Annotated in this window: 15 protein-coding genes and 1 other RNA gene; 10 read left to right on the top strand and 6 right to left on the bottom strand. The window is 35.4% G+C overall.

Annotated elements, in window-relative coordinates; genetic code table 11:
- The first annotated feature begins 43 nt into the window (after nucleotides 1–43).
- The 3 genes from rnpB to CRN91_RS07775 all read left to right on the top strand — a co-directional run bounded on the left by rnpB (nucleotide 44) and on the right by CRN91_RS07775 (nucleotide 1,538).
- Nucleotides 44–395: RNase P RNA component class A (rnpB, locus tag CRN91_RS07785), an RNA gene on the top strand.
- A gap of 78 nt (nucleotides 396–473) precedes the next feature.
- Nucleotides 474–803 carry a DMT family transporter gene (locus CRN91_RS07780; protein ID WP_114115867.1) on the top strand — a complete coding sequence of 110 codons (330 nt, stop codon included), beginning with the start codon at nucleotides 474–476 and terminating at the stop codon, nucleotides 801–803.
- 6 nt (nucleotides 804–809) lie between these two features.
- Complete coding sequence (locus tag CRN91_RS07775; RefSeq protein WP_114115866.1) at nucleotides 810–1,538, top strand: maleate cis-trans isomerase family protein; 729 nt, start codon at nucleotides 810–812, stop codon at nucleotides 1,536–1,538.
- Between the two features lie 20 nt (nucleotides 1,539–1,558).
- On the opposite strand, the gene CRN91_RS07770 is transcribed toward CRN91_RS07775, so the two are convergent.
- Together CRN91_RS07770 and CRN91_RS07765 are read right to left on the bottom strand one after the other, a co-directional pair.
- Nucleotides 1,559–2,737, bottom strand: coding sequence for a M24 family metallopeptidase (locus tag CRN91_RS07770; RefSeq protein WP_114115865.1), 1,179 nt, complete (start codon nucleotides 2,735–2,737; stop codon nucleotides 1,559–1,561).
- 18 nt (nucleotides 2,738–2,755) lie between these two features.
- Nucleotides 2,756–3,949: a cystathionine gamma-synthase family protein gene (locus CRN91_RS07765; protein WP_114115864.1), complete on the bottom strand. Its 1,194-nt coding sequence runs from the start codon at nucleotides 3,947–3,949 to the stop codon at nucleotides 2,756–2,758.
- A gap of 229 nt (nucleotides 3,950–4,178) precedes the next feature.
- Between CRN91_RS07765 and CRN91_RS07760 the strand changes: the two genes are divergently transcribed.
- Entirely contained in the window at nucleotides 4,179–5,126 is a 948-nt protein-coding gene (locus CRN91_RS07760) for a DMT family transporter (RefSeq protein WP_114115863.1), read from the top strand.
- On the opposite strand, the gene prmC is transcribed toward CRN91_RS07760, so the two are convergent.
- Complete coding sequence (gene prmC / locus CRN91_RS07755; protein ID WP_114115862.1) at nucleotides 5,118–5,912, bottom strand: peptide chain release factor N(5)-glutamine methyltransferase; 795 nt, start codon at nucleotides 5,910–5,912, stop codon at nucleotides 5,118–5,120. The two genes, CRN91_RS07760 and prmC, sit on opposite strands and share 9 nt — an antisense overlap.
- 144 nt (nucleotides 5,913–6,056) lie before the next feature.
- Here prmC and CRN91_RS07750 point away from each other — a divergent pair, with 144 nt between their 5' ends.
- On the top strand, nucleotides 6,057–6,506 hold the full coding sequence (locus CRN91_RS07750) for a tRNA (cytidine(34)-2'-O)-methyltransferase (protein WP_114115861.1): 450 nt from the start codon (nucleotides 6,057–6,059) through the stop codon (nucleotides 6,504–6,506).
- Between the two features lie 20 nt (nucleotides 6,507–6,526).
- Complete coding sequence (locus CRN91_RS08715; protein WP_256372113.1) at nucleotides 6,527–6,658, top strand: hypothetical protein; 132 nt, start codon at nucleotides 6,527–6,529, stop codon at nucleotides 6,656–6,658.
- Nucleotides 6,659–6,684: 26 nt separating this feature from the next.
- On the opposite strand, the gene fmt is transcribed toward CRN91_RS08715, so the two are convergent.
- Together fmt and argH are read right to left on the bottom strand one after the other, a co-directional pair.
- Nucleotides 6,685–7,614, bottom strand: a complete 930-nt coding sequence (gene fmt, locus CRN91_RS07745) for a methionyl-tRNA formyltransferase (protein WP_114115860.1) — start codon at nucleotides 7,612–7,614, stop codon at nucleotides 6,685–6,687.
- On the bottom strand, nucleotides 7,614–8,999 hold the full coding sequence (gene argH, locus CRN91_RS07740; protein WP_114115859.1) for an argininosuccinate lyase: 1,386 nt from the start codon (nucleotides 8,997–8,999) through the stop codon (nucleotides 7,614–7,616). Before argH ends, fmt begins: the two co-directional genes overlap by 1 nt.
- Before the next feature lie 212 nt (nucleotides 9,000–9,211).
- Between argH and hemC the strand changes: the two genes are divergently transcribed.
- Together hemC and CRN91_RS07730 are read left to right on the top strand one after the other, a co-directional pair.
- Nucleotides 9,212–10,129, top strand: a complete 918-nt coding sequence (gene hemC, locus CRN91_RS07735) for a hydroxymethylbilane synthase (protein WP_174688450.1) — start codon at nucleotides 9,212–9,214, stop codon at nucleotides 10,127–10,129.
- A gap of 1 nt (nucleotide 10,130) precedes the next feature.
- Nucleotides 10,131–10,421, top strand: coding sequence for a 4a-hydroxytetrahydrobiopterin dehydratase (locus CRN91_RS07730; RefSeq protein WP_114115857.1), 291 nt, complete (start codon nucleotides 10,131–10,133; stop codon nucleotides 10,419–10,421).
- Nucleotide 10,422: 1 nt separating this feature from the next.
- Here CRN91_RS07730 and ftsY read toward each other — a convergent pair whose 3' ends face one another.
- The gene (gene ftsY / locus CRN91_RS07725) at nucleotides 10,423–11,379 is read right to left on the bottom strand and encodes a signal recognition particle-docking protein FtsY (RefSeq protein ID WP_114115856.1); all 957 of its coding nucleotides are present in this window, start codon (nucleotides 11,377–11,379) and stop codon (nucleotides 10,423–10,425) included.
- Between the two features lie 149 nt (nucleotides 11,380–11,528).
- Between ftsY and hemJ the strand changes: the two genes are divergently transcribed.
- On the top strand, nucleotides 11,529–11,954 hold the full coding sequence (gene hemJ / locus CRN91_RS07720; protein WP_114115855.1) for a protoporphyrinogen oxidase HemJ: 426 nt from the start codon (nucleotides 11,529–11,531) through the stop codon (nucleotides 11,952–11,954).
- A 23-nt stretch (nucleotides 11,955–11,977) separates the two neighbouring features.
- A complete protein-coding gene (locus CRN91_RS07715) occupies nucleotides 11,978–12,634 on the top strand; it encodes a hypothetical protein (protein ID WP_114115854.1) in 657 nt (218 codons plus the stop codon).
- Nucleotides 12,635–12,646 lie beyond the last annotated feature (12 nt).

Below are 12,646 nucleotides of genomic sequence, written 5' to 3'. Positions count from 1 at the left end.
GCACTATATTTAAATATTCCTTTCCTAGCGTATAATTTTCCTTGAAGTTGGCCGGATAGTCGCCGAATGCATTAGCATTGGGAGGAAAGTCCGGGCTCCATAGAGTAAAGTGCTAGTTAACTGCTAGGCGTAGTGATACGACGGAAAGTGCAGCAGAAAATAAACCGCCTATCTCGATAGGTAAGGGTGAAATGGTGAGGTAAGAGCTCACCGCGCACTTAGTGATAAGTGTGGCATGGTAAACCCCACTTGGAGCAAGCTCAAATAGGAAGGCATTGGCGCTGCTCGCGTTGTCTTCGGGTAGAGTGCTCAAGGTGCTTGGTGACAAGTATCATAGATGAATGACTATCAAGGCTTCGGCCAAACAGAACCCGGCTTATAGGCCAACTTCATTAATTATTCTTCTTTTAAATCTTTTGTAAAATTTATTTCTTAAGGTTATACTGTGATTTTTTATAGAAACTTTAATCATAATGACCTATGTATATTTGGCACTTGCTATTGCAGCTGAGGTTGCTGGAACAACTCTTTTAAAGGCTACAGAAGAGTTTTCTAAGCTAGTACCAACCACCTTTTTGGTTATCTTCTACCTTGTTTCTTTTTGGTTAATGACTCTAGCTTTAAGAGAATTGCCATTAGGCGTGGTGTATGCTGTTTGGTCTGGATTAGGCATTGTTTTGGTTGCATGTTCTGGGGCAATTATTTATAAGGAGATGCCTGATCTCGCATCAATTATTGGTATGGCTTTAATTATCTCAGGAGTTGTAGTGATGCACCTTTTTTCAACATCAATTAAAAATTAATTTATTATGACTATAGAATCAAAAAAATATCAAATATCAGATGCTTTGAGTGAGAGGAGGGATAGGCCATCAGTTGGTCTGATAGTCTTGAATACTGATTTTACTTTTGAGCGTGATTTTGTAAGGATGTACTCAGAAAAAAAACCAGACTATGACTTTTATTTCAACCGAATTCATTTTGCTAATCCAATGACGCCTCAGTCTCTAGCTGCAATTGGTGATGACTTGACTGAAGCTGCTGCCCTAATACTTCCTAATTATGACCTTGATTTAGTGGTTTTTAATTGCACATCATCATCATCCATTGTTGGTGATGAAGCAATAGAGCACGCAATTAAAGAAAGTAAGCCAACTGCAAAAGTTTTATCTACTTCCCAGGCTGTAGTAGCTAATTTCAAAGCACGAGGCTTTAAAAAGATTAGTGTCTTAACTCCTTACAGCGAAGAGGTTTCTTCGCTTTTAAGGGGTTATTTAGAGCGCAATGGCGTTGAAATGGTGTCTTCAATGCATATGGATATGGATGACGATAGAGATGTTGCTATGCTGCCTGCTGAGGAAATAATTACAGCAGCGAAAGCGGCAATTCATGAGGACGCTGATGCGATTTTTATCTCGTGTACTGCGATGAGGTCAGCAGAAATTATTCCTGAAATAGAGGCTGCAATTGGTAAGCCTGTATTCACATCTAACCAAGCGACTTTTGATCAAATTTCTCAAGTCATAGAAAACTTATAGACATAACTTTAAGATTAAAGTTATTTAACCAATAACTTTCTGGGAACGTTTGATAGGCACTCACCGCCATTTGCTCCAACACGGATACTCTCAGTCATCTCAAAGCCCCAGTCATCAAACCAGATTGCAGGCATAAAATGAAAAGTCATGTTCTCTTCTAAAACAGTATTATCAGTCCCACGAAGACTCATGGTACGCTCACCCCAGTCAGGTGGATAGCTACAGCCAATAGGGTAACCACATCGATTATTTTTTTCATAGCCATGTTTTTTTAGAGTAGCTGTGAAGTTATCAGAAATTTGTGCACAGGTATTGCCTGGCTTAAACATTTCAATTGCATTTTCAATGCACTCATTAATAACTTTTTCAATATCTAAGTATTGCTGTGGTGGTGTTCCTAAATAAAGCGTCCTTGAACATGGACAGTGATACCTCGCATACGCAGCCCCAAGTTCTAGAAACATACCCTCCTCATTTTTTAATGGTTGGTCATTCCAAGTCATATGACAGGCTGCAGCCTCTTCACCAGCTCCAATAAGGGGAACGAATGAGGCATAGTCTCCATAATGACCTTCATGCCCCTGAACTCCTGCATGATATATTTCAGCTACCAGATCATTTTTTCGCATCCCGGGTTCTGCAACTGCCATGACGCGTTCATACACGCCTTCAATAACTTTACCTGCTCGCTTCATATATGTAATTTCAGTCTCTGATTTAACTGCCCTTTGCCAATTAACTAATCCTGTTTGATCACTAAAGGTTGCCGAAGGTAGTGAAATGTATAATGACTCTGCTGCCCTTGCTGAAAAGAAATAGTTATCTTTTTCTAGTCCAATTTTTTTAGTGTGCAATCCTTTTTCTTTTAAGATATTGGCAAGAAACTCCATTGGGTGTCTATCAGGGGTCATTACATATTCATCGGGATAAGACAAAATGTTATTAAGTTCAAGATCTGTAGTTAGTTCTGCACCCTTTGCATCAATGCCTCTACCATACCAAAACAGATCACCAGTGGTTGTAATTATCACGCACTGATGAACATAAAATGACCAGCCATCATAACCAGTCAGCCAAAACATGTTGGCAGGATCATAAACAATTAAGGCATCTATATTTGATTTCTCCATCGAGTTACGAACCTTTAATTGTCTTTCAAGGTACTCTTCTTTGCTAAATCTTCTTCTATCTTGTTTCATTATCTAATCCTTAAAATATTATGAAATAACTTTCAATGCTTGTTCTAAGTCAGCAATTAAATCTTCCACATCCTCAATTCCAGTTGAATATCTTACCAAACCTTCTGGAATACCTGCAGCCAGTCTCTCTTCAGCAGAGCACTCAACATGACTCGTAGTCGATGGCGGCCCAACAACAGTTTCAACACAACCTAAATTGGCTGCCATATGAGCATAATTGAGTTTTGGTAGGAATTCTTTAATAGCATCTAAACCTCCCTTAACAGCAAAACTTAACATACCCCCATAGCCTCCATGCATTTGCATTTTAGCTATTTCATGGTCAGGATGGGATGCCAGACCAGGGTAATTAACTTGTTCAACTGCTGGATGATTTTGTAAATAGTTTGCAATCATCATGGCATTTTCATTTTGTCTTTGCACTCTAAGCTTAAGAGTTTTCATGCCTCTTAAAAGACTGTATGCATCCATTGGCGCAAGAGTTGCGCCATTTATTTCACGATAATGATAAACCTTTTTAACAAGATCTTGATTGCCACAAATTACTCCTCCAAGAGCATCTGCATGGCCACCCAGGTATTTAGAGGCAGAATGAAGAGTTATATCAGCTCCAAGCTCTAATGGGTTTTGGTTAATTGGTGTCGCAAAAGTATTATCTACAACAACCAATGCACCAACTTTTTTAGCTACCAAACTTAAACGTTTTATATCGGTAATTTTAATTGTGGGATTAGTTGGTGTTTCAAGATATAAAACTTGACATCCTTTTGAAATTTCAGCTTCTAATTGCTCGTAATCTCCAGTTTCACAAAGTGAAACTTCAATTCCAAGTGGGGGTAAAAATTCATTAAAAATTACATTTGTCCCGCCATAACTATCTTTAATCGAAACAATCCGATCACCAGTAGTTAAAAATGTTGCCAATGTGTTGCTTATTGCTGCCATACCAGAGGAAAAACTAGTTGCAGCCTCAGCACCTTCTAGAACTTTGACTTTATCTTCAAAGGTACGAACTGTTGGATTAGTATTACGGGAATAAATATGACCCTCAGCTTCATTTAAGGCAACTTTATGCCAAGTATCAATATCTTTATATGCAAATGAAACACTGTGGACAACTGGGACTTGCGTTGAGCGTTCATAAAGCTCATATTCTTGTTCCCCACCCCAAATACTTTGAGTAGATTTTCCAATATTTTTTTTATCAAGCATTGATTACCCCTTAAATTTGCGTTGACTATAAAAAAAAATGATTATTAATCATTTGTATCCTATTTTCAAGGCAGCGCTTGAAAAGCCTTTATCTTGATAATTTGATTATACATTTAGAAATTAACTTTTGACAATCTTCAAAATACCATCTTTAATTAAATAAAAATATTAAATTAACATTTTCTGATATATTGCCATTTTGCTTATTGTTATAACATTTTTACAATCTATGAATGAATCACCTTCAGAAGATAAAGTTGAAAAAGATTTAGGGGTTTTGAAATCAAATTTACTTTGTGTTTTTTCAATCCTACTTTTTGCAATGGGCTTTCCTGCTGCAGAATATTTATTAGAAGATTGGGATGTTGTTAGTGTTATGACAGCTCGAAATGTATTTTCATTTATTTTAATATTTATTATCTGGCTGGCAATAGAAAAAGTTGATAAAGTCAAATCAGCTAAATGGGCTAAGGGTTTTTTGATAGGTGTTACTGGATTTGGAATTGGCGCATTTTTAATCCTCATTCTGCAGGCCTTAACAACTCCTGTAATTGCGGCATTAGCTGTTGCTACAATGCCAGTATTTGCTGTTTCACTAGAAATGCTGCTAGATGGACGGAAAATGACTTTATGGTTCTTCTGTGGGGTGATTTTAGTTCTCTTAGGAGGTTATATTGCATCAGGCGCATCCCTTAACAATGAAGGTATTGGTTTTGCTGCCTTAATGGGCGTTATTGGAGTAATGCTTTTTGCATGGGGCTCTCGAGCAACAGTTAAAAATCTTCCTGGAATGTCAACTCTTGGGCAAACAGCTGTTACATCATCTGGAATGGCTGGACTTTCAATTCTATTATATTTTGTATGTAGTATTTTTTTTGAAGTTACAGAATCTCTAGAACTCATTACTCTTGAACATCTTGGTTTAGTTCTCATCTATGGATGGCTTGGTTTAGGAATATCTCAAATTTTTTGGATTAAGGCAGTAAGCCGTTTAGGAATTGGGTTAGCATCTTTTCATCTAAACGCTGTTCCTTTTTATGTGATGTTTATGCTTTTTCTTCTTGGCGATAGTTGGATTTGGCACCAGGCAATCGGAGCAGTCATTGTTATTACAGGGGTTATTTTAGCTCAGCAAAAGTCTGCAATTAAAAAGGCCGATTTTTTTGAGTTACCTTAATTGCGCTAGAATCGCCCTGTCAATTTTATTAATATCTTTAAAGGCCTTAATATTTTCAAAAGATTCTTTAAGTAAATCAATAATATGATTTTTCTGATTATAGCCATGTTCTAATAAAAGGTAGCCAGCTTGATTCAGAAATTGTGGTGCTTGTAAAATAATTTTCCTAATATCATCTAGTCCATCACTTCCTGAAATTAAGGCCTCAATTGGTTCATAGCCGAGACTTTTAAGATGTGGATCATGATCATTTATATATGGAGGGTTACTAACGATTAAATCAAATTTTTCTTTAGGAAGTGGGTCAAACCAATTACCATGGTAAAAATTTATATTCTTATCGGTATTGAGCTGAGCAATTTTTAGTGCTGCCATAGATTGATCCGTTGCAGATATTGACCAGTTTAGGTATTTTTCAGAAAGTGTAATAGCTATTACTCCGCTACCAGTCCCAAGATCTAATGCATTTATTTTTGAATTTATATCGAATGTATCTAGTGTAATATCAATTAATAATTCTGTTTCAGGTCTAGGAATTAAAGTAGCAGATGAGACAATAAAGTCAAGGTCATAAAACCCTTGAGAGCCTTTTAAATATGCAAAGGGCTTCCCATCATTGCGTTGTTCAATGAGATTATCAAGTGCATTGAGCTCAATATTATTAAGCTCATAATTAGGATTTGAAAATAATTGTTCTTTAGATTTTTTAAGCGCCAAGCTTAAGAGCTTTGATATATCTTCAATATCCTCTTTTAGATAATCTTTGATGGATTTTCTTACAGACATGGAGTAAATTTAGACTACTTTGACTTGTAAAAAATTTCTTATTACTAAGTAATATTTCATAAAAAACATTATATCAACAAGCGAGTTTTTATAATTAGTTTATGTTCTATGGGATGATAATATGACTTTTTTAAAAAAAATAGTATGTTAAATTTAGTGTTGTTCCAACCTGAGATTCCAAGTAACACAGGAAGTCTTATTCGTTTATCAGCAAATATGGGGGCAAATCTTCACCTCATAAAGCCCTATGGATTTGAAATTAATGATAAGCGTCTTAGGCGAGCTGGACTCGATTACAATGAGCTCGCACAGGTCTATGAATATGAAAATTTTGACGATTATTTAGATAAAGCTAACCCTTCTAAGCTTTATTTTGTAAGCACAAAAGTCTCTAAGAGCTATGCAGATATTAAATATATTAGCCACGACTCATTTTTATTTGGCTCTGAAACTAAAGGTCTTCCAAAGGAGATAATGGATGAATATGAGGGTATTACCGTTCCAATGCAAAACGGCTCAAGAAGCTTAAACCTATCAAATTGTGTGTCAATTGTCGCTTATGAGGCATGGCGTCAACTTGGTTTTATTAATTAAAAATAAAAAGGAGAATTAAATTGAACGATGAGCAAGTAGAGAAAATAATAAAAGAACTTAAAGATATTCGTGGGGTAATGAATAAGGCTTACCTGCTATTTTGGGGAGCAAGTATATTGCTTCTTCTAATCCTTATTGTCCCATTACTTTAATTAATTAAAGTCAAAGAAATTATTTTTTATTGAAGCTTAGTTAATTGATAAGCGTTATTAAAATCTTTAGCAGAGATTTCTTTTTTCCCAGAAAGTTGAACTTTTTTTAGATTTAAAACACCTTTTCCAGTGGCAACATAACAGATCTCTTTATTAAGCTCAACAATCTGTCCTGGGGATTTGTTGTTTTTGTAGTTAACAACTTCAGCCTCTATAATTCTTAGAACTTTATTTTCAAATTGTGCTGATGTTGCAATAGTCTGAGCAATTGGTTTTGGATTGAAGGCTCTAATCATGTTACAGATAGTTTCTGCACTTTGATTCCAATCGATTTGAGCTTCATTTTTTAAAATCTTTTTGGCGTAAGTTGCATTGTTATTATTTTGAGGTTGAGCTTGCAAATCAGAAAAATTCTTCAAAGCATGCATAATAGAACTAGCCCCTAGATTCGCCAGATTGACAGTAAGTGTTTGAGAGGTTTCAAATTCAGAAATTGAATATTTTTCTTCAAGTAGCACATCACCAGTATCCAGGCCTACATTCATTTGCATGATTGAAATGCCAGTTTCTTTATCACCAGCAAGAATAGCCCTTTCAATTGGAGCAGCACCTCTCCAGCGGGGTAGAAGTGAGGCATGAATATTAAGACATCCCAATTTAGGAATTTTTAATGCCTCCTTAGATAGTATTTGCCCATAAGCGGCTACAACCATAATGTCTGAGTCAAATAAAACTATTTCTTTTTGGTTTGCATCTGAGCTAAAATTTTCAGGCTGAATGACTCGTAAATTATTTTGTTGTGCATAAATTTTGACTGGGCATGCAGTCATTACCTTGCCTCTTCCTTTTGGACGGTCAGGTTGGCAGCAAACTGCAACTATATCATGTTCTGATTGATGAAGAGTAGATAAAGATTTGACAGCAAACTCAGGTGTACCTGCAAATATAATGCGCATTATTTTATTAATTTACGCCCAGCTTTAATGGCCTTGGAGACCTGTTTTATTGAGGTTCCACCGAGGTGATCTCGAGCATTAATTGAGCCTTCTAAGGAGATAACATCAAAAACATCTTTCTCAATTAATTTATTAAAGCTTTTAAGCTCATCTAGGCTAAATTCATTTAAATCTTTATTTTCCTTAATTCCATACGATACAGCCTTTCCAACAATATCATGAGCATCTCTAAAGGCTAAGCCTTTTTTTACAAGATAGTCAGCTAAATCAGTTGCTGTAGTAAATCCTTTGAGCGCCGATTGATACATATTATCTTTATTAGATTTAATCATTGGGACCATATCAGCAAAAACATGAAGACAGTTAAAAATAGTATCAACAGAATCGAATAGGGGCTCTTTATCTTCTTGATTATCCTTGTTGTAGGCAAGTGGTTGGCTTTTCATTAATGTCAAGAGTGATATTAAATTACCAGTAACTCGCCCAGTTTTTCCACGAACCAGTTCTGGAACATCAGGATTTTTCTTTTGGGGCATTATGGATGAGCCGGTAGAAAAGCTATCAGGAAGAGATATAAAATCAAATTGAGAACTTGACCAAAGAATAATTTCTTCTGAGAACCTTGAAAGATGCATCATTATAAGACTCGCAGATGAAACAAATTCAATTGCAAAGTCTCTATCACTAACAGCATCAATTGAATTGAGACTAATACGCTCAAAGCCTAGAAGTTCAGCAGTACGATCCCGATTTATTGGATAGCTAGTACCAGCAAGGGCAGCACTTCCAAGGGGCATAGTATTAATTCGCTTAAAACCGTCATAAAGACGCTCACGGTCACGTTTAAACATTTCAAAGTAAGCTAAAAGGTGATGCCCAAAGCTAATAGGCTGGGCAGCTTGAAGATGAGTAAATCCAGGCATAATCGTTTCTTTTTCCTGATCTGCAAGATCGAGTAAGGCCGTTAGTAGTCTTTCTAATTCATTATTAATGAGAAGGACTTGATCCCTAAGATAAAGCCTAATGTCAGTCGCAACCTGATCATTTCTTGATCGACCTGTATGAATTTTTTTACCCGATTCACCACAAATCTCAATCAATCGAGATTCAATATTCATATGCACATCTTCTAAATCTATTGACCAATTAAACTGATCATTGACTATTTCATCTTTGATTTTAGTGAGGCCTTTAAGTATCTCATTCAATTCAGAACTACTTAATACATCTATCTCACTAAGCATTGTTGCATGGGCGATAGAGCCTTGAATATCATAGAGAGCTAAAATTTTATCAAATGCAATAGACGCACCAAAAATTTTGACAAACTCATCAGTTGGCTCATTAAAGCGCCCACCCCATAAATGATTTTTCTCTGACTTCATTATTATTTTTCTCTGTAATCAATACTAATTTGAATTACTGCACATTATTCCAGTATATCGATGATAAGTTACTGAAAATGATGTAAAAACCTATATTAGAGGGTTAAAAATATAAAAATAAAGACATTTACAGCATATTAATATTTTTAATAGCTAACATTTTAAAAAAACACTCGATAAAATAATGTTCGCGAAGAATTTTAATTGGAGATATAGATAGAGTGCTTAAAATTGCAACACGTAAGAGCCCTTTAGCCCTCTGGCAAGCTGAGTTTGTTAAGTCAAGATTACAACTCCTCTATCCTGATCTTGATATTGAGCTAGTGAAAATGACAACTAAGGGAGATAAGATTTTAAATACTCCTCTTTCAAAAATTGGTGGTAAAAACTTATTTATAAAAGAGTTAGAATTGGGAATGTTAGATGGCAAGGCTGATATTGCCGTTCACTCCATGAAGGATGTGCCCTATGAATTACCTAAAGAATTTAAACTTGGTGCAATACTAGAACGTGAAAACCCTTTTGATGCCTTTGTTTCTAATCACTTTGATAGTATTAGTGATCTTCCTAAGGGGGCGAGAGTTGGTTCCTGCAGCTTAAGACGAATAGTTCAGCTAAAAGCTTTAAGGCCTGATCTTGATATTTTAGACCTTCGTGGAAATGTAAATACTCGTTTGAGAAAGCTTGATGATGGTGAATATGATGCTATTATTTTGGCATGTGCAGGCCTTATAAGACTTGGTTTTGAAAAAAGGATTAAACAACAACTCAGTTCTCATCAATCTTTACCTGCTGTTGGTCAAGGGGCTCTTGGGATTGAGATTAGAGCTGGAGATGAATTAATAAGAAAGCTTCTAGAGCCACTTATTCATGAAAGAACAATGAATGAGGTTATGGCAGAAAGATCTATGAACTCGACTCTTGAAGGTGGATGTTCAGTGGCAATTGGCGGTTATTCAATAACTAAAGATAATGCTTTAGAGTTAACTGGTATGGTTGGTAATATTGATTCAAATACGATTTTGAGGGTTCATGAGAATGGATCTTTAAAACATCCTAAGGAGTTAGGTGAAGTTGTTGCTCAAAAACTTTTGGCAAAGGGTGCTGGTGAGTTATTAAAAGGAGAATAATTTGGTTTTAACTGACATAGAGATTAATGAAAAACTTAAGCAGCTCAATGCCTGGAGCTTTTTGGATGGCAGGTTATCAAAAGAGTTTAAGTTTAAGAATTTTAAACAGGCATTTGGCTTTATGACACAGGTTGCCATCGCAGCAGAGGTGATGGATCATCACCCTGAATGGTCGAACGTCTATAACAAAGTTGAGATAAACTTAGTTACCCATAGTGAGGATGGAATTACAATGCTTGATATTGATTTGGCAAATCAAATTGAAATTATTAATAACACAATAAAAGTTTAACTTATTGCTCGAATAGAGCATCAATAAAATCTTTTGAATTAAATGGTTTGAGATCTTCGATTCCTTCGCCAACACCAATAAATCGAATGGGTAAATTAAGCGTATCTGATATTGCAAATAGAACGCCTCCCTTTGCAGTTCCATCAAGCTTAGTAATTGCAAGACCTGAGAGCTCTATAGACTTATGAAATTCAGTGGCTTGTTGTATTGCATTTTGACCAGAGCCACCGTCTATAACCAGTAAAGTCTCATGCGGTGCATTTTCATTATGTTTTTTAAGGACTCGCTTGATCTTCTCGAGCTCCTGCATTAAGTTATCTTGAGTATGAAGTCTTCCTGCTGTATCGGCAATCAAAATATCAATATTTTTAGCCATAGCTGATTGATAGGCATCATAAACAACAGAAGCAGCATCAGCACCTGTTTTTTGTGCAATTACCGGAATCTTATTTCTTTCACCCCAAACTTGAAGTTGCTCCACTGCAGCTGCACGAAAAGTATCTCCTGCAGCAAGCATGACAGACTTGCCTTCACTTTGAAATAATTTAGCAAGCTTACCAATTGTTGTAGTTTTTCCAGCACCATTAATTCCTACAACAAGAATAACAAAGGTTTTATCACCAGTGATTTTGAGTAAGTTATCTTCAACTAAGATTGATTCCAGTTCAATTTTGATTAACTCATAAATACTATCACTGTCCTTGAGCTCTTTACGAGAAGCTTTTTTTCTTACTGTTTCAATAATTTTATCAGTAGTATGAATGCCAATATCTGAACTAATGAGAAGCATTTCTAGGTCTTCTAAAAGTTCATCATCTATCTTCTTTTTACCTATTAATAGTGAAGAAAGGCCATCACCAAGGCGTTTTTTAGATTTAAAGAGCCTATCTTTTAGTGAAGTTTTAGTTTTTTCACTTTTAGTATCTTCGGTTTTATTTTTTTTAAAAAAATTAAGCATTTTTTTGAATTTTAAATGTTTTTTAAATTTTACTCTGTCAATCTAAAGGATAAGTGTAAATCAATAGTTAATCTTTTATGCATCTTCTTTGATTAATCATAGAAAATGATTAAATTCAGACGGTATTATGTAACTATTTTGGAGTTTAAATGCTTTGGATTAAAGCGATACATCTTATAAGTGTTATTACTTGGTTTGCTGCACTATTTTATTTGCCGCGGCTATTTGTCTATCACGCTATGGCTGAAGATGAAATTAGTATTGAGCGCTTTAAGATAATGGAGCGAAAACTCTATAGGGGTATTATGATGCCAAGCTTTATAATCACAACCCTAATGGGTCTGTGGTTGCTTCAAAGTTACGCTTGGGAGGTTTATAGCAGTCAGTATTGGCTTCAACTAAAACTTTTATTGGTAGTATTTTTAATTATTTATCATTTTTACTGTGGCCATTTAGTGAGTGTTTTTGCTATAGATAAAAATACTCGTTCACATACATTTTATCGATGGTTTAATGAGATCCCAGTTTTAATTCTCATTGGTATTATTATTTTAGTTGTAGTTAAACCTTTTTAATTATTAGAAATTTTTATAAATTAATGAGTATTTCTCAAGACACAAAAGAATTAAATTCATACATAGAAAATAAGGTTGATATTGATTCAGTAGCTTCTTTTAAGGGTAATGAGCATATTATTAAACTTAAGCTAAACTTTGATATTAATAAAATGCGGCAAGCGCTCGATGAAGTTAAAGCTAATTCAGAGTTTAAAACTGCTGCATCAGGTTTTCATGCTCTAGCTATGACTCAAAGAAAGGACAGTTCTGTTAAGTCTGATAATGATCTTGTTGGTCGCTTTTATACTCGAGAAAATGATAGTTATGAAGAGGTAGCAAAGGATGAGCTAGTTGATGAAACACAATTTAGTGAGCTAGTAGAGGTTTTTAAAGGAACTTATTTTGAAACTGTTCACAATGAGCTCTGCGCTCGATACCCTATTGGTAGAGTTCGAATATTAGAAAAGGATAGTTATAATTGCAATTCATGGCATAGAGACCCTGAGCCAAGGATCCATATTCCTATTTATACCAATCCTGGGGCATTATTTATTGTCAATCATCACTGCACTCATCTTCCTGCTGACGGATCAGTCTACTTTACAGATACACGAGGTTATCACACGGCACTAAACGGTGGCCCTGAGTCAAGAACCCATTTGGTTGCAACCCTTGCATATCCAGAATATCACCCTTAGATAAATATAACT

Source organism: Candidatus Thioglobus sp. NP1, from assembly GCF_003326015.1.
Classification (GTDB): domain Bacteria; phylum Pseudomonadota; class Gammaproteobacteria; order PS1; family Pseudothioglobaceae; genus Pseudothioglobus; species Pseudothioglobus singularis_A.
The sequence above is the reverse complement of the archived record's forward strand: the minus strand, read 5'-3'. Positions and strand labels throughout refer to the sequence as shown.

Bases quoted from the DNA above. Each gene is read 5' to 3' on its own strand.
- CRN91_RS07770 (WP_114115865.1), bottom strand. From the start codon at position 2,737: ATGAAACAAGATAGAAGAAGATTTAGCAAAGAAGAGTACCTTGAAAGA.
- CRN91_RS07775 (WP_114115866.1), top strand. From the start codon at position 810: ATGACTATAGAATCAAAAAAATATCAAATATCAGATGCTTTGAGTGAG.
- fmt (WP_114115860.1), bottom strand. From the start codon at position 7,614: ATGCGCATTATATTTGCAGGTACACCTGAGTTTGCTGTCAAATCTTTA.
- ftsY (WP_114115856.1), bottom strand. From the start codon at position 11,379: ATGCTTAATTTTTTTAAAAAAAATAAAACCGAAGATACTAAAAGTGAA.
- CRN91_RS07750 (WP_114115861.1), top strand. From the start codon at position 6,057: ATGTTAAATTTAGTGTTGTTCCAACCTGAGATTCCAAGTAACACAGGA.
- argH (WP_114115859.1), bottom strand. From the start codon at position 8,999: ATGAAGTCAGAGAAAAATCATTTATGGGGTGGGCGCTTTAATGAGCCA.
- CRN91_RS07715 (WP_114115854.1), top strand. From the start codon at position 11,978: ATGAGTATTTCTCAAGACACAAAAGAATTAAATTCATACATAGAAAAT.
- CRN91_RS07760 (WP_114115863.1), top strand. From the start codon at position 4,179: ATGAATGAATCACCTTCAGAAGATAAAGTTGAAAAAGATTTAGGGGTT.
- hemJ (WP_114115855.1), top strand. From the start codon at position 11,529: ATGCTTTGGATTAAAGCGATACATCTTATAAGTGTTATTACTTGGTTT.
- CRN91_RS07765 (WP_114115864.1), bottom strand. From the start codon at position 3,949: ATGCTTGATAAAAAAAATATTGGAAAATCTACTCAAAGTATTTGGGGT.
- prmC (WP_114115862.1), bottom strand. From the start codon at position 5,912: ATGTCTGTAAGAAAATCCATCAAAGATTATCTAAAAGAGGATATTGAA.
- CRN91_RS07780 (WP_114115867.1), top strand. From the start codon at position 474: ATGACCTATGTATATTTGGCACTTGCTATTGCAGCTGAGGTTGCTGGA.